This window comes from Bacteroides sp. AM23-12 (assembly GCF_003434395.1).
Taxonomy (GTDB): Bacteria; Bacteroidota; Bacteroidia; order Bacteroidales; family Bacteroidaceae; genus Bacteroides; species Bacteroides thetaiotaomicron.
This window is the reverse complement of the sequence record NZ_QTLF01000033.1, coordinates 33,737-51,428: the sequence shown is the minus strand read 5'-3', so window position 1 is coordinate 51,428 and position 17,692 is coordinate 33,737. Positions and strand designations below refer to the sequence as shown.

Annotated in this window: 10 protein-coding genes and 1 pseudogene; 8 read left to right on the top strand and 3 right to left on the bottom strand. The window is 42.5% G+C overall.

Annotated elements, in window-relative coordinates; translation table 11 throughout:
• Positions 1–41: 41 nt before the first annotated feature.
• From DW640_RS19695 to DW640_RS19660, 8 genes and pseudogenes are all read left to right on the top strand, one after another.
• Positions 42–707 (top strand): annotated as a pseudogene (locus DW640_RS19695) (helix-turn-helix domain-containing protein); the annotation flags it as partial.
• Between the two features lie 153 nt (positions 708–860).
• On the top strand, positions 861–3,452 hold the full coding sequence (locus tag DW640_RS19690; RefSeq protein WP_117578861.1) for a glycosyl hydrolase 115 family protein: 2,592 nt from the start codon (positions 861–863) through the stop codon (positions 3,450–3,452).
• 13 nt (positions 3,453–3,465) lie between these two features.
• The gene (locus tag DW640_RS19685; RefSeq protein WP_117578860.1) at positions 3,466–6,291 is read left to right on the top strand and encodes a glycoside hydrolase family 2 TIM barrel-domain containing protein; all 2,826 of its coding nucleotides are present in this window, start codon (positions 3,466–3,468) and stop codon (positions 6,289–6,291) included.
• 357 nt (positions 6,292–6,648) lie between these two features.
• The gene (gene abc-f, locus DW640_RS19680; RefSeq protein WP_016267109.1) at positions 6,649–8,247 is read left to right on the top strand and encodes a ribosomal protection-like ABC-F family protein; all 1,599 of its coding nucleotides are present in this window, start codon (positions 6,649–6,651) and stop codon (positions 8,245–8,247) included.
• A gap of 81 nt (positions 8,248–8,328) precedes the next feature.
• Positions 8,329–9,117 carry an NAD(+) diphosphatase gene (gene nudC, locus DW640_RS19675; RefSeq protein ID WP_117578859.1) on the top strand — a complete coding sequence of 263 codons (789 nt, stop codon included), beginning with the start codon at positions 8,329–8,331 and terminating at the stop codon, positions 9,115–9,117.
• Between the two features lie 6 nt (positions 9,118–9,123).
• Positions 9,124–9,687, top strand: coding sequence for a Crp/Fnr family transcriptional regulator (locus DW640_RS19670; protein WP_008762221.1), 564 nt, complete (start codon positions 9,124–9,126; stop codon positions 9,685–9,687).
• 84 nt (positions 9,688–9,771) lie between these two features.
• On the top strand, positions 9,772–10,821 hold the full coding sequence (locus DW640_RS19665) for an acyltransferase (RefSeq protein WP_022470250.1): 1,050 nt from the start codon (positions 9,772–9,774) through the stop codon (positions 10,819–10,821).
• Positions 10,822–10,830: 9 nt separating this feature from the next.
• Entirely contained in the window at positions 10,831–12,006 is a 1,176-nt protein-coding gene (locus tag DW640_RS19660) for a DUF418 domain-containing protein (RefSeq protein ID WP_008762219.1), read from the top strand.
• A gap of 305 nt (positions 12,007–12,311) precedes the next feature.
• On the opposite strand, the gene DW640_RS19655 is transcribed toward DW640_RS19660, so the two are convergent.
• The 3 genes from DW640_RS19655 to DW640_RS19645 all read right to left on the bottom strand — a co-directional run bounded on the left by DW640_RS19655 (position 12,312) and on the right by DW640_RS19645 (position 17,500).
• Positions 12,312–14,057 (bottom strand): phospho-sugar mutase, encoded by a 1,746-nt coding sequence (locus tag DW640_RS19655; RefSeq protein ID WP_008767964.1) that lies wholly within the window; start codon positions 14,055–14,057, stop codon positions 12,312–12,314.
• 132 nt (positions 14,058–14,189) lie between these two features.
• Positions 14,190–15,827 carry a C69 family dipeptidase gene (locus DW640_RS19650; RefSeq protein WP_008762217.1) on the bottom strand — a complete coding sequence of 546 codons (1,638 nt, stop codon included), beginning with the start codon at positions 15,825–15,827 and terminating at the stop codon, positions 14,190–14,192.
• Between the two features lie 20 nt (positions 15,828–15,847).
• Positions 15,848–17,500: a M23 family metallopeptidase gene (locus DW640_RS19645; protein ID WP_117578858.1), complete on the bottom strand. Its 1,653-nt coding sequence runs from the start codon at positions 17,498–17,500 to the stop codon at positions 15,848–15,850.
• Between the last annotated feature and the right edge of the window lie 192 nt (positions 17,501–17,692).

Sequence of the window (17,692 nt, the reverse complement as noted above, 5' to 3'; positions counted from 1 at the left end):
CTTGGGTAAGATTTTATAGATATTGTTTGGAGAGGACTTAGAATTCAGACTGGCACTATGTGAATGCCGCCAACCGTAATGCATATTATTCTCAATTACCTGCGGGAGAGTATGTATTTGAATTACGAGCCACCAATGAGAATGGAGACTGGGGAGAAATGCGGACAATGGAAATCCTTATCGAACCTCCTTTCTGGGCTACCTGGTGGGCATATCTTATTTACACTTTACTAACTGCATCTTTTTTAGGATTGATATGGTGGGAAATACGCCGAAGACTTATGTTGCGTAATCGGAAGTATCTGCAAAAAGGAGAAACAGACAAAGTACACCATATCAAACTACAATTCTTTTCGAATATTACTTCAGATGATGAGAAATTCCTCCAGGATGCCATTGACTGTGTAAACCGACATCTGGATGATCCTGAGTTTGACGTAACTCAATTTGTCAATGAGATGGCAACAAGTCGTACCACACTTCACAAAAAGATGAAATCACTCACAGGACTCAATACAACCAGTTTTGTACGGAGCATTCGTTTGAAAGCAGCCTGCAAAATCATGGATGAGAATAAGAATATCCGCATCTCTGATCTGGCATACAAAGTGGGGTTCAACGATCCTAAATATTTTTCGATCTGTTTCAAGAAAGAATTCGGTATGCAACCTACAGAATACTCGATGAAATCGGCAAAAAACACTTAATTGAATTCTAAAGAAAGAGAGTTGAAAGATGTTCCGAAAAGGTAGAAGGAACATCTTTCAACCTTATCGGGCAATGCCTCCCCCCTTTAATACTGACAGCCGGTTACCTTTGTGACATTAAAACTCTAATGTCTAATTTAAAAAGGTTGGCTTATGAAATCTAATTTTTATGGAAACAGAAAGTCGCTTATAGCGATATGCTTCTGTTCTATTTTTCTTTTCGGAAATCGGATTGTTTGCACCGCGGCAAATCACAACGAGGGTGAGTTTGTCTGGTACAATGGAAAACAAGCGATCACCTATTCCGTATCCAAATCCGTATCTCCTGTGGTGACAATTGCACTGGATATGTTTACCGGTGACATGAAACAAGTGACAGGAGTATTACCTCAAAAAACTCATACAGGAAATACAGCTATTAAAATTGTACAATTGGACAAGAATAGATCTGCACTGAAAGAACTTCTTAAACAGGATGTTCCTGTAGATAGCCTTATGAGTAAAAAGGATGCTTTTTTTATCAAAGTTACCGAAAGCTCCAATGAGAAACAATTGCTGGTGGTAGGCAGTGATGGCAGAGGGACTGCCTACGGAATACTCGAATTGTCCCGTTTAGCCGGTGTGTCTCCATGGGTATGGTGGGGAGACGTCACACCCATAAAGAAAAATCAATTAACATTGCCTGCCGATTATACAACCTTTCAAAACCCCTCAGTAGAGTATCGTGGAATCTTTTTGAATGACGAAGACTGGAGTTTACAACCTTGGAGTTGGAAAAACTTCGAACCGTCTGACACAAAAGGACGAATCGGTGCCCGTACTTATAAAGAGATTTTCAAGCTGCTGATGCGTCTTCGTGCCAACGCCATCTGGCCGGGTATGCACGGAATTACGACTCCTTTCTACTTTGTACCAGGAGCCAAAGAGGCTGCCGATAGCTGCGGTATCGTTATCGGCACTTCTCATTGTGAACCTTTGATGCGTAATAATGTAGGTGAATGGAAAGTCAGCGAACGAGGCGAGTATAATTATATTACGAATCGTGAAAGTGTACAGTCCTATTGGACAGAACGCTTGAAAGAAGCCGGACGCTATGAAAACTTCTATACGATAGGCATGAGAGGTATTCACGACAGCGGTATGGAAGGAGTAAAAACTCTTCAGGAAAAAACCGATGCTTTGCAGCAAGTTATAAATGACCAACGCACCTTATTATCTAAATATGTAAAAAAGGATGTAGCGAAAATCCCACAGGCTTTTGTTCCCTATAAAGAAGTACTTCAGATTATGGAGAACGGTTTACAGGTACCCGATGATATTACACTCATATGGTGTGACGACAATTATGGCTACATGACTCGTCTGAGTGACCAGGAACAGCAAAAACGCAGCGGAGGTGCCGGTGTATATTATCATCTCAGCTATTGGGGACGTCCGCATGACTATATGTGGCTATGCACTACCCAACCGGGGTTGGTCTATAGTGAAATGAAACAAGCCTATGATTGCAATGCCCGTCGTCTGTGGATTGTCAATGTGCATGATTTAAAACCTGCAGCCTATGACCTGGAGCTTTTTCTGGATATGGCATGGGACATCAACTCTGTATCTCCCTCTACCCTCGTACAGCATCAGAAAAATTGGCTTTGCCGCGAATTCGGTACAGAAGCGGGAGAAAAGTTATTGCCGGCCATGCTGGAATTTTATCGTCTGTGCGGTATCCGCAAGCCAGAGTTTATGGGCTGGAACCAAGTAGAACTGGATAAAAAGAAATATATAAAAGGATGGTCTCCAATCAAAAACACAGATTTCAGTCTCACTGAATTCGGTGGAGAACTAGACCGTTATCTGGAATCTTATGAGTCAATAAAAAGAATCCTGTCCGAAGTAGAACCGATCATTCCTCAAGAGAGAAAAGACGCTTTCTTTGCACAAATTAAATATCCTGTATTCGGTGCAGCAGCTATGAGTACTAAAATGCTGGAAGCACAAAGGGCGCGCTGCATTTTTCCGGGAAGTTGTGATACTAACTTGTGGACTCGTGAAAGCCAATTGATGAATGCTTGTGCAAAAAGTATCAAAGCCTATCAGGAAATTCGTGACTTGACAGATTATTATAATCATAAATTAGCCGGTGGTAAATGGAAATATTCCATGTGTTACAATCCACGTGATTTATACGTATTTTATCCGCCTACCCTCCCTATATGGTTAACTGATCAGGAAATTGAGCAATATACTTTTCCTGAAAGTACCAAGTCGCTCCCCCTGAAAGAGGTATCAAAAGACAAATGTATTGTTGCCAATGCTTGCAACTATACCAAAGCAACAGACGGGGTGATCGTCATTCAGTCATTGGGACACAGCATGAACGCTGTATCCCTACCAAAAGGAAAGACAATCACCTTTGATTTTGAAAGTGCATGGGAAGGAGAGGCTATTCTGCGTACAGCCGTCATCCCGACACAGCCGAACGATAAAGGAGATATTCGCTTTAGTGTCAGCATAGATGGTGAAACGCCTCAGATATGTTCCTTTAAAGAAGGTTTTCGTACCGAATCCTGGAAGCAGAATGTTCTTCGCGGACAAGCAGTAAGAAATACCAAGCACAGACTGACAAAAGGAATGCACACTCTATCCATTACTGCTTTAGACAATCATGTATTAATAGACCAATGGATGATTGATTTCAAACCGGAAAGACAGTTTTATGTATTCCCTATAGAACCAACCTATCAATATTAAAGAATGAACCTATATGAAAACATTTATTTTTATAATCTTAAGTTGTTTATTCTCCTTAGCTGTAAATGCACAGACTACGGAAATCCAATATCTGTCGGGAAGCGGATATCAAGACACAAAGACATGGGAGTTTTATTGTTCCGCAGGCATGAACAGTGGCAAATGGAGCAAGATAGAGGTCCCTTCGCAATGGGAATTACAAGGGTTTGGCGAATACACTTACGGACGTTTCTATTTGAATAAGGGAGCTAACCCCAGCGATGAAACCGGGCTATACCGATATCAGTTCAAGGTACCCGCTAAATGGAAAGATATGCAAGTCAGTATTGTTTTTGAAGGAGTAATGACAGATACTGAAGTGAAAATAAACGACATACCGGCAGGCGACATTCACCAAGGCGGTTTCTATCGTTTTAGCTATGACATAACAGATAAACTAAATTTTGGAAAAAAGAATAATCTGGAAGTAAAGGTATGGAAAGAATCTGCCAATAAATCAGTGAATGCCGCCGAACGACGTGCAGACTGGTGGCTCTATGGCGGTATTTATCGGCCCGTATACCTCAAAGCCATGCCCAAAACACATATCGAACGCATCGCAGTAAACGCGATGGCAAATGGAAAACTAGCAACAGAGCTACATCTGAAAAATATTTCCCAAGACTATTCAGTAGCGGCAACAATTACTCCTGTAGATAGTAAGACAAGTATTGGCAGGCAAATCATTTCACTGAACAGTGATGAGATACAAACTATAACTACAGAATGGAAAGGCATTCAGACATGGGACTGTGAAAACCCCAATCTTTACACTTTAAAGCTGGAACTTATCAATCCTCAGAAGCAAATTGTCCACATCCATGAAGAGCGTATCGGATTCCGTACCATTGAGTTCCGCCCCAAGGACGGCATTTATGTCAATGGAACCAAAATTATAGTAAAGGGAACCAACCGTCATAGTTTTCATCCTGATGGCGGACGTACAACAAACCGTGAACTCAGCCTGCAAGATGCCTTATTAATTAAAGAAATGAATATGAATGCCGTACGTTCTCATTATCCTCCCGACAAACATTTCCTGGAAATATGTGACTCGCTTGGTATATTCTATCTGAACGAACTTGCCGGCTGGCAGAATAGCTATGACACGGAAACAGGATTAAAATTACTGTCTGAGATGATAAACCGTGATGTAAACCATCCCTGTATCTTTATGTGGAGTAATGGAAACGAAGGAGGATGGAATAAAAATATAGATGCCCACTTTGCAGATTATGATCCGCAGAAACGTCATGTCATCCATCCGTGGGCTGATTTCAACGGGCTTGATACTCATCACTATCCAGCTTATCAAACAGGTCCTTACCGCTTGGCAAACGGATATAATGTATTTATGCCTACCGAATTTCTACATGGACTTTATGATCGCGGACAAGGAGCCGGCCTGGATGATTTTTGGGATAGCTATAAGTCTAATCCCTTATTTGCAGGAGGATTTTTATGGACATACGTTGATGAAGCCGTTAAAAGGACCGACCAAGGAGGGCGTCTGGACTCGGATGGTCCTAACGGTCCGGATGGCATTGTAGGCCCCAGACGGGAAAAAGAAGGAAGTTTTTATACCGTCCGTGAAGTCTGGGCACCTATACAATTCCAGAACCTCTTTATCACCCCATCTTTTAAAGGAGATTTCATGATAAGTAACAACTATCTTTTTACGAATCTGAAAGAGTGCAGTATGAAATATCGAGTCTATTCCCTTTCATCACCTTTAAAGAAGGGGACACAAACGCTGCTTTCCGAAGGTACAGTGCCCCTTCCGGATATTGCTCCGGGTGAAACCGGCAAGGTACATATGAAATTACCTGCTATTTTTTTCCAAGGGGATGTGCTGGAACTGGAAGCTTATGATAAACAGGGGCATTCTATCTGCAATTGGACTTGGCCAATTAAATATGCCAATGAATATTTTGCAACGCAATATAATAAACATATTAGTACTTCATCCGCAAGTATTAAAAAGCAGAATGGAGAGGTCACTTTGTTTGCTAATGGTATCTCTGCCACCTTTAGAAATGGGATACTTATCGAAATAAAACAGAAGGATGAAATCATCCCGTTAAATAACGGTCCATTACCTGTCGGTATGAAAGCTAATTTTAAAGAAGGCTATGAGTACATGCAAGGTAATGACGCCTGTTACATTGCCAAATATGAAGGAGGAATAGATTCAATTGTCTGGCGTATGTCCGGAGACGGATTATTAGGTATGGAAGCTGTACTGCTGAATGATCCTAAAGGTCACGGTTTTGAGGGAGCCTTCTTTGATAAGAAAATATATAATCTCGGACTCACTTTCTCTTTTCCGGAAAAAGAAGTGAAAGGCATGAAATGGATGGGACGTGGCCCTTACCGTGTATGGAAGAATCGTATAAAAGGTACCAATTATGGCATTTGGGAGAAAGAATACAATAATACCATAACCGGTGAAAGTTTTGATCATTTAATCTATCCGGAATTCAAAGGTTACCATGCCAATGTTTATTGGGCAACATTAGAATCAGATCGCGTACCTTTCACTGTTTACTCTGAAAGTGATGGCTTGTTCTTCCGTGTATTTACTCCGCTGGAACCTGTCCATCGACGTAATGGTGAAAACACAATGTGGGAATTCCCGGAAGGTGACATCTCTTTTCTTTATGATATTCCCGCCATGCGTTCCGGAAAATCCATTCCTGAACTTGGTCCCCACAGTCAGCCAAGCAGTATTCGCATTAAAAAAGGGGATGACGGTTTTAAAATGAAATTATGGTTTGATTTTCGAGTGGAAAAGATGTAATAAGTTAATAAAGTAGGTAGTGAAAATGAAGAGCGGGACATTTTTTAATTGTAGTCTCTGCTCTTCATTTTTTTATTCCATATTCTGAATTAGTTCAAAGAATCCATTTTTCCAGCCAAAACCCAACAATATTATAAAAGAAAGTACTATCTTTGCACCCAAGTTAAACTATATACTTACCGCAATGAGAATTTCTAAGTAAGACAACACTTCTAGTAAACATCACTTTTCATCCATGCTTTTTCTTTATCGTTAAGCATCACGAAATTCGTGTTGTTTAGCCAGTATTGTGTTTGTCGTTCCCTTGTCCCGTGATTATCCTCACCCAGTTTTCAACCTCAAACCCAATAGACCATCATGCCTATTAGTATTCAACAAATCAGCTATATCCATCCGGATAAAGAAGTATTATTCAGTGACCTTAACTTTGCCATCAGTAAAGGGCAGAAGTTAGGATTAGTCGGCAATAACGGCTGTGGCAAATCTACCCTGCTGCAAATTATTGCCGGACAATTAACACCCTCTTCCGGCGTCATCGTCCGACCGGACGACCTCTATTATATTCCCCAACATTTCGGGCAATATGATTCGTTGACCATCGCGCAAGCCTTACAGATAGACCATAAGCAGAAAGCACTACATGCTATCCTTGCGGGAGATGCCTCAATAGAAAATTTCAGCATATTGAACGACGACTGGAATATAGAAGAACGTTCCGTCGCCGCCCTCGATTCGTGGGGATTGGGCCAATTCCCACTATCCTACCCGATGAATCTGCTCAGCGGAGGAGAAAAGACACGTGTATTCCTCGCAGGTATGGACATTCATAATCCGTCTGTCATACTGATGGATGAACCGACCAATCATCTCGATTCGTCAGGCAGACAACGTCTGTATGACTGGGTGGAAAAATGGCGTTCCACGCTGTTGGTAGTAAGCCATGACCGTACACTGCTGAATCTTCTTCCCGAAATATGTGAACTGGAAAAGCATCAGATCAGCTATTACGGTGGAAACTATGAATTTTACAAAGAACAAAAAACACTGATGCAAGAAGCCCTGCAACAACGCATCGAAGAAAAAGAGAAAGCGCTCCGCACTGCCCGCAAGGTAGCCCGCGAAACAGCTGAACGGAGGGATAAACAAAATGTACGTGGTGAAAAAAGAAATCTGAAAAAAGGTGTCCCGCGTATTGTACTGAACGGTTTGCAAAGCAAATCGGAAAAGAGTACTGCCAAACTAAGCGGTGCACATCAGGAAAAAACCGAGAAGTTAACTGACGAGCGTAACCAACTCCGAAGCTCACTCTCGCCGACAGCCGCACTAAAGACTGACTTTAACAGTCCCGGACTTCATACCGGTAAAATACTGGTTACGGCAAAAGAGATTAACTTCGGTTATCATCCCGATCAGCCACAACTTTGGCGAGCCCCTCTCAGCTTTCAGTTGAAAAGCGGAGACCGCCTTCGTATAGAAGGAGGCAATGGCAGCGGAAAAACAACTCTGCTGAAAATCATAACCGGACAACTCCAACCACTGAAAGGCACGCTCATACAGGCAAATTTCACCTATGTATATCTGAATCAGGAATATTCGATCATCAATGATCGAAACAGTATTTTGGAACAAGCCTATGCCTTCAATGGCCGCAACCTGCCGGAGCACGAAATAAAGATTATTCTAAACCGATATTTATTTCCGGCTTCCGAATGGGATAAATCTTGCCGGAAGCTAAGCGGCGGAGAGAAAATGAGACTTGCCTTTTGTTGCCTGATGATCAGTAATAATATGCCCGATATGTTTATACTGGACGAACCGACCAATAACCTGGATATACAAAGCATCGAAATTATTACTGCTACCATCAAAAACTATGCAGGTACTGTGATAGCCATCTCACACGATAATTATTTCATTCAAGAGATTGGAGTGGAACAAAGTATATTTTTAAGTTAATCATATTTTATCCGGTAAACCCTACATATATCGATACAGTTTTTATAACTTCGCAGCGCGAAGAAAATAGAAAAATATAAAATGAATCAAACAGCTGAATCCCTGTGGTTTGTCTTTTACAAAGATGAACTACTGCTTGAAAAGGAGGGGAACGGTACATTTGCCATTCCCTACGGAGAAATTCCTCCTATCCTTATCAAAGACAAGACTACAGTACACAATATCACCACACTGGAAGGAAGAAACTGCAAAGCCTATTCCGTATCCCAACCTATTGAAGAGACAGAACAATATGCAATGATAGGGCTTCGCGCTTCTTACGAATACCTCCCGCTGGGACATTACCAGGCAGCAGGCAAAGCCCACGAAATACTGCATTGGGACAGAAACAGTCTGTTCTGCTCGGCTTGCGGCACTCCGATGGAACAAAAAGAATCCATCATGAAACGCTGTCCGAGTTGTGGCCGTGAAGTGTATCCGGCTATCTCGACAGCCGTCCTTGTTTTAGTGCGCAAAGGCGACTCCATACTTCTCGTTCATGCCCGCAACTTTAAAGGCAGATTCAACAGCCTTGTAGCCGGATTCCTCGAAACAGGCGAAACACTGGAAGAATGTGTAGCCCGCGAAGTGAAAGAGGAAACCGGACTGGACGTGAAGAACATCACTTATTTCGGCAACCAGCCCTGGCCCTACCCCAGCGGATTAATGGTAGGATTCATTGCCGATTATGCCGGAGGAGAAATCAAATTGCAAGAAGAGGAATTAAGCTCCGGTGATTTCTATACAAGAGATAATTTGCCGGAACTTCCACGAAAACTGAGCCTGGCACGGAAAATGATCGACTGGTGGCTGGAATGCTCCCATAAATAAACAGACATGGAGAACATCATCAAAGGAATCCGCCGATATTATCCGGTATCTGACAGCTCACTGGAAATGCTTTTCAGCCACATGAAAAAGCTGGAATTGCCAAAGAAACACTTACTGATACACGGCGGAGTATCAGATCGTCACGTCTACTTTATTGAGAAAGGATTTTGCCGCTCCTATTGCCTGCGTGACGGTGAAGAAATCACGATCTGGTTCTCACGCGAAGGCGATATCACTTTTGCGATGAAAGACTTATACCACAACCAACCGGGATACGAATATGTAGAATTACTGGAAGATTGTGAACTATATGCCATACGCATTGATGAATTAAATCAGATTTATGAAACAAATATCGAAATTGCCAACTGGGGACGCATTATCCATCAGGAATGTCTGCTCTACATGGACATACACCACATAAACCGACTATACCTACCAGCCAAAGAACGCTACGAACAACTTCTACGCGAACAGCCGGATGTAATTCACCGTGCCCAACTGGGATATATAGCTTCCTTTCTTGGGATGACTCCACAACATTTAAGCCGCCTGCGCTCCGAATCCTGAGTTCTTTTTAATCTATGTGAATTTTTATATCACAGAAAAACTGTACTTTTACAGCCGAATACAAAAAAGAAACAGATAAACGTCGTGATCAACACATTAACATCTTTACGAATATTCTTTGCCTTGATGGTATTCGGAGCACATTGTTATGTACTGGATACAAGTTTCGATGCCCACTTCTTTAAAGAAGGATTTGTCGGAGTCAGTTTCTTTTTTGTCCTCAGCGGGTTTATTATTGCCTACAATTATCAGGAAAAACTACTGACAAAAACGACTACTAAACGCACGTTCTGGGTAGCACGTATTGCCCGCATTTATCCCCTGCATCTACTTACACTATTAATTGCCGCATGTATAGGAGGATATGTTCAATATAGCGATACGACGGACTGGATCAAACACTTTGTCGCCTCTACCTTTCTGTTACAGCCCTTCTTCCCCTCTGCCGATTATTTTTTCTCTTTCAACAGTCCTTCATGGAGCTTGGGGTGCGAACAGTTATTTTATTTCTGCTTTCCTTTCGTGATTCCTTTCTTAAACAGCAGGCGAAAACTATTGGTTGTACTCTCAATCTGTCTTCCGGTCATGCTGGCAGGTATGTATCTGACTGCCGACGAACAAATCAAAGCATATTGGTATGTCAATCCCATCACCCGCCTGCCAGACTTTTTTGTGGGAGTATTGCTTTATCAGATCTATCAGTCATTACACAATAAAAAGATTTCTTCCTCCACGGGAACATTGTTGGAAGTAGCATCCGTCGCTTTATTTCTTCTTTTTTATCTTTGTGCCGCAGATATACCTAAAGTATACCGTTATTCTTGCTATTACTGGTTACCTGTTTCTCTGATGATACTCATCTTTGCCTTCCAGAAGGGAGGTATATCCCGGCTATTATCCAATCGGTTTCTGATAATAGGTGGAGAAATCAGCTATAGTTTCTACCTGATACATTTGTTTATTATACTCACATATACGAAAATGGCAGCGCTCTATCAATGGCAGGTGTCATGGATGATCAGTGTTCCCCTCATTTTCGGTATCACCATTATACTTAGTTTACTTTCTTACTATTATTTCGAAAAGCCCGCCAATAAATGGGTAAAACGAATACTAACTAAAAAACAATCATAAATCAAACCCATGGAATTATTAAAAAAGACACCACGAATTGAAGTAGTAGATGCCCTCAGAGGATTTGCAGTTATGGCCATCCTCCTGGTACATAATCTGGAACATTTCATTTTCCCTGTTTATCCGGAGAGTTCTCCCGAATGGCTTAGCATTTTAGATGCCGGAGTGTTTAATGCAGTATTTTCACTGTTCGCCGGAAAATCTTATGCCATATTCGCACTGCTTTTCGGATTTACTTTCTATATCCAATCACATAATCAGCAGTTGAAAGGAAAAGATTTCGGCTACCGTTTTTTATGGAGACTGGTTTTACTTGCCGGTTTTGCCACTCTTAACGCGGCTTTCTTTCCGGCTGGAGATGTTTTGCTTCTGTTTGTTGTTGTCGGTATCATATTATTTATTGTACGCAAATGGAGCGATAAGGCTATTTTAATCACTGCTATCTTATTTTCATTACAGCCTATTGAATGGTTCCATTATATAATGAGTCTGTTCAATCCTGCCTATACCCTGCCCGATCTGAATGTCGGAGCCATGTATAGCGAAGTGGCAGATTACACCAAAAACGGAACTTTTTGGGAATTCCTCATTGGCAACGTCACATTAGGACAGAAAGCAAGCTTGTTCTGGGCCATTGGTGCCGGACGTTTCTTGCAGACTGCCGGACTTTTCCTGTTCGGTCTGTACATCGGACGCAAAGAACTGTTCATCACTTCCGAGTCTCATCTGAAATTCTGGACCAAAGCACTAATCATTGCAGCTATCAGTTTCGCTCCGCTTTACTCTTTGAAAGAGCAGATCATGCAAAGTGACAGCAGCCTGATTCAACAGACCGTAGGGACAGCTTTCGATATGTGGCAGAAATTCGCATTTACCATCGTACTGATTGCTTCCTTCATCTTACTTTATCAGAAGGCTAAGTTCCAGAAAACCGTTTCCAACCTGCGCTTTTACGGAAAAATGAGTCTGACTAACTACATCACACAATCTATTATGGGAGCTATCATCTACTTCCCATTCGGATTTTATCTGGCTCCCTATTGCGGATATACGCTCAGTCTGATTATCGGAATCATTCTGTTCCTATTACAGGTACAGTTCTGTAAATGGTGGCTGTCGAAGCACAAACAAGGACCATTGGAAACCATCTGGCACAAATGGACTTGGTTGGGAGCTAAGAAATAATGAAGAAAGCAGGCCACGAAGTACACACAAACTACAAACGAACAACTTATGAAAATGAAACGTTACGTATCACTCTAAAGCATCAACAAAACCGTGTATCCCCGTAGCCTGCATGTTTAAATTGAGATGATTTAGATAGAACAAGATTTCCATAAGAAGGATTAGAAAGGGAACTTAAAGAATGCAAAGGAAATGAAAGACCGATGAAAAGGCGGTTACATAAAAGAAACGCCTCCATAATCTTCGAGACTATGGAGGCGTTATTTATTGTTTCTCTATTCTGAAATATCAGAAGAAGAACGGAATCAAATACCTAATGACTTCTTCACTGCTTCAATCTTTTCCATTGCAGCAGCATCAGCAGAAGCGAAACAGTTGCGACAACCCATTTCTCCTTGTACTTCCATATAGAATTTGATCTTCGGCTCTGTTCCTGACGGGCGAACTGAAACTTTGCTTCCATCTTCAGTGAAGTATTGGAGCACATTAGATGTTTCCGGCATATCAAGGTCAGTCACCTTGCCTTCTGCATCTGTCTGTTTCAGCGTCTTATAGTCTTTGCTCAAAATCACCTTGGAGCCACCCAGTTCTTTCGGAGGATTAGCACGGAAGTTTTCCATCATAGCTTTGATTTCTTCAGCACCGCTCTTGCCCGGTTTCACTACGTTCACTGTGAATTCTTTGGAGAATCCATATTCTACGTAGATATCCAGCAACAACTGGTACAATGACTTGCCGTTATCTTTTGCCCAAGCAGCTACTTCTGCAATCAGACAGCAAGCTGATACGGCATCTTTATCACGTACGAAGTCTTCGGCAAGGAAGCCGTAGCTCTCTTCACCACCACCGATATATTTCTTTTTGCCTTCACGCAGACGGATTTCACGCGCGATCCATTTGAATCCGGTGTAGCAGTCGAGCATTTCGATGTTATTCTTATCAGCAATCTTCTTGATAAGTTCGGTAGTAACGATAGTCTTCACACAGAACTCATTACCCTTAATCTTACCTAACTGTTTGTACTGAGTCAGAATATAGTAAAGATACATCATACAAGTCTGGTTACCGTTGATCAGTACCCATTCACCCTTGTCGTCCTTACAGGCGATACCTACACGGTCAGCATCCGGATCGGAAGCCATCACAAGGTCGGCATCAATTTCTTTAGCCAGATTGACAGCCATAGAAAGCGCTTCGGCATTTTCCGGATTCGGAGATATTACTGTCGGGAAGTTACCGTCTTTGATCATCTGTTCGGGAACAGTAAATACATTTTCGAATCCCCACATCTTCAAAGCGCGCGGAATCAGCATCATACCTGTACCGTGAATCGGAGTATAAACGATCTTCATATCCTTATGACGGGCGATAGCTTCCGGATCAATAGAAACTGTCTTCACCATATCAAGGTAAATCTTGTCAATATCTTCACCGATGATCTGAATCAGATCCGGGTTCCCCTTGAACTTGATATCAGCAGCGGAAGCGATATTATTCACTTCATCAATGATACCAGCATCGTGCGGAGCCAGTACTTGCGCACCATCATCCCAGTATGCTTTGTAACCGTTGTATTCTTTCGGATTGTGAGAAGCAGTCAGGATAATACCGCTCTGGCAACCGAGGTGACGGATTGCGAAAGACATTTCCGGAGTCGGACGCATATCATCAAACAGATATACTTTGATTCCATTAGCTGAGAAAATGTTGGCTGAAGTTTCAGCGAACAGACGGCTGTTGTTACGACAGTCGTGCCCAACCACTACAGAAATCTGAGGCAGATCTTTGAAGTTCTTCTTCAGATAGTTGGAAAGCCCCTGTGTAGCAGCACCTACCGTATAGATATTCATGCGGTTGCTACCTACTCCCATGATACCACGCAAACCACCCGTTCCAAATTCAAGATCTTTGTAGAATGCTTCGATCAATTCTGTTTTATCTTCGTTCTCCAACATGCGTTTCACTTCAGCCTGAGTTTCGGCATCATAAGCCGGGGTCAGCCATTTTTCGGCTTTCTCAGTGACCTGCTTGATAAGTTCCTGATTTTCCATTTCGATTATTGTTTATTGGTTAATGATTATTTCTCTATTCTCTGTCAATCCTTGAATATATGCCAAGTCTTGAGCACACAAATGTAAAAGAATAAGTTTATAAATCCTAGTTATTTAATGAATAATTGACAACTATTTCACCAAATATCTCTCTCCTGTCTGCTTCACATATTCCTCCAGAAACTCCTTCGGATATCCCGGACGAATGACACCGGCAGGCTGTCCGATAGAATTCCGTTCAAACTGTCCGTCCTTCACGCGCTTCACTACTCCGTCGTTGTACTTCACAATCAGGAAAGTGCCCAGTTGCTTCCAAGTATCAAAAGTACTCTGAGCGGTCATATTGGTATAGTTAGTCAGGAAAGCGATTGCGGCATTCTTATCTTTTGCCAGCAATTTGGCTGCCATTTCTTCAATACCTTCCTGCGCATTATTAAAAGTCGTTTCCATCTCTTTCTGAGTTGCACGCACGTCACCGATCATCAGATCATAACGCGGATAGACCATATTAGACACCCAGTTGAAAATCCAGAAAGCGGAATTCCAGGAGAACGTGATGTAGTCTGCGCCATCTACACGTGTATAGCACAACGGGGCTTTCGTCGTACAGCAATAAACAGGAGTAAATACGGCCATATTCGCATCATCCACTCCAAACCAAAGAACGCCACCTATGGGGTCCGGCTTGTTGGCACGCATTTGTGCAACAAATACGAAGCCACTTTGTTGAGTCGAAATCGGACGTTCGTTAAAATACTCCTTATCACCTACCTTGAAATTCAGTGGAGAAAGGCGATACGGGGTTTTATAAGGACCGGCACCGAAATCATTGGAAATATCAAGCGGTGTTCCTTCGTAGTGGTCACGCATCATATCTTTCACATCCTGTACGGAAAGTTTACGGTTCGGCTTTACGAAAAGAGGCATCGGAGTATCTGTCTTTCCTTCTATATAAGGAAGATAGTCATTCCCATGATCAGTAAATTTATTGAAATAGCTCCACACACGGGCTTCGCAGAAACGACGGGCACCGAAATCAAGTGGCGCATAAGCCTCAGCAAAGCTGAAATCCTTGTTCACACCATTGAAGTAACCTTTCTCGCGAGCGAAGGAAATCACATCCGGAGAAGTGATACAGTTTTCTTTGTCGTTCATGTCAAACTGATGGATACGGGATTGATTGGCATGAGCCGAGATACAATCATCCGGTACACGTACAGCCACCCAGACAGCACCACGTACCCCCGGTCCCTTACCGATCATTTCCATAATCCAGATTTCATTCGGATCGGCAATCGTAAACGATTCACCTCCACTATAATAGCCATATTGCTGTACCAAGTCAGTCATGATACGGATCGCTTCGCGGGCAGAACGTGAACGTTGCAATCCGATATAAATCAGACTTCCGTAGTCGATGATTCCGGTAGAATCTGCCAGTTCCGGACGTCCACCGAAGGTGGTTTCACCGATAGTCACTTGAAATTCATTCATATTGCCAGTCACATTATAAGTCTGGCGTGCCTGTTCGATTTCGCCCAGATACTTACCCGTATCCCATTCATAGACTTTCAACATAGTCCCTTTGGGATATGTAGCAGCCGGATAATGATAAAGCTCACCGAACAGACCATACGAATCGGCTGAATAGGAAACAATAGTCGAACCGTCAGTCGAGGCATTTTTGCCGACAATCAGATTCGTACAAGCGAAAGAATTCGCCAGAGCCGCCAAAGACAGGACAGCAGATAGAATGATTCTTTTCTTCATATATAATACATTTTAATAGTTTACCAAACAAAAGTTTCCTTCGAAACGGTCTGATTTCCACAAGCATCCGTGACAGTCATTTCTACGGTATGCTTGCCGCCTTTCTTCACATGTTTCGGGTCAAGCACACATTCCCAGTAAGACTTTACAATATTGGGACGACCGAAAAGTGCATATTCACCGTCAATCGTTCCCCGATAAGAAGCGATGCCTGCTCCTTCATCTTTCAGCCGATAGACAATCTTTCCGTTTCGTGCCCACAGGTTCTTGTTAACAGGTATAATTTCCGGAGGAACAGTGTCCAAAGCAACCGTATATGTGCCCAGTTCACGAATAGATGCTTTCATAAATCCATCTTCGTACTTCCCTCCTACGCTGTATTTAGTCCCTTTAGGGGTCACTCGCGCCACGTAATATTTCGTAGTGTCCGCCACCGGTTTGCGCCGCAATCCGATTCGCAGTTCACAGCTTGCATGTAGCGGGACCGGCTTATCATTCAACTGATAGGTAAATGCAACCGCTCCGCTATCCGCTTTTACCTGATATTGAAGAGGTACATTATCATATAGCATCCCTTTCGGAACAATCAGACTCAAGCCCGGTTCCTGCAGATAATTCGTCTTATCCCAGGCAAAGAAATATTTCTCCCGATGATTCAACGGTTCAACCGGCTGTTTCTTGCCACGTACCGTAAAGTGATAGCGGGAAGTATTGCCAAAAGCATCTTTCAGTGTATATTGAAACTGATAATCCCGTTCTTCGTCAATCGTTACCAAGCCACGGTTATCATTCGAGGCTTTCAACAACCGTAATGTATTTCCGGGATCAATAAAGGATTTCATGTACTGCCCATACGTCCAGGAGTTTATCATTCGGTTTTCTTCCTGCGAAAAGCGGTCTACGGTACTACGGAACACTTCGGCACCATCTACCGTAAGCACTACGGAATACACTCCATAATGATTATTTACCCCGTCCATGTAGTCATACGCTTTGATACCTGTGCCGATTACCCCCCATGCTTCCACCGGATGTTCACTGTTCGGCAGAATCGTTTTATTTTCCTGACTTCCACTGACCACTCCTTTGCCAAGCTGCGGAAAAAGCATGATACCATCCGCTTTCGGGGCACGTGTATCTTTCAGATTCTTTTTAAAGAAAGGCATAGGGTCGATATAGTCTCCCGTCTCCGTCTCGAATACATCCAAATGAAGATGTGGTCCGAATGAGTATCCGGTATTCCCGCTCAACGCAATCCGCTGTCCGGCTTTCACCGGATATTCATCGGGTTCGGGGATGATTTCTACTTCCCAGTTCTCATTTTCATATTGAAGTTTCTTTACCCTTTCGGCAATGGGAGACAGAAAAGCGCTCAAATGGCGGTTGATAGTGGAATAGCCGTTGTGATAGCAGACGTCAAGCACATACCCCGAACCATTGGTGACACGTATACGTGAGATATACCCGTCAGCAAGTGCCCGAACCGGTTTGCCGATTGTTCCTCCCGTCTTAAAATCTAATCCGCCATGAAAGTGATTGGAACGAATTTCTCCGAAGTTTCCACTCAATGTAAGGGGAAAGTCGAAAGGTGGCACAAAGGCAGCCTGCTTTTTTTCCTGTGCATACCCCTCCACGCAACAGGCCAATAATAAAGCAGCAATATATCTTTTCATTATCTTCTTCACTTTTTTACTCCTGCAAATGTACATTATTCCAACTAGATTACGAAATATCCGGGAAGAATGATAGCAGATGAACCTAGTTAATAATTCCTTTTATTATTATATTCGCAACTAAACTGTAATCATTATATTATTAATATTATTACTTTTGCGGCTGTTTTTAATAATAATTAAAAGTAAAAG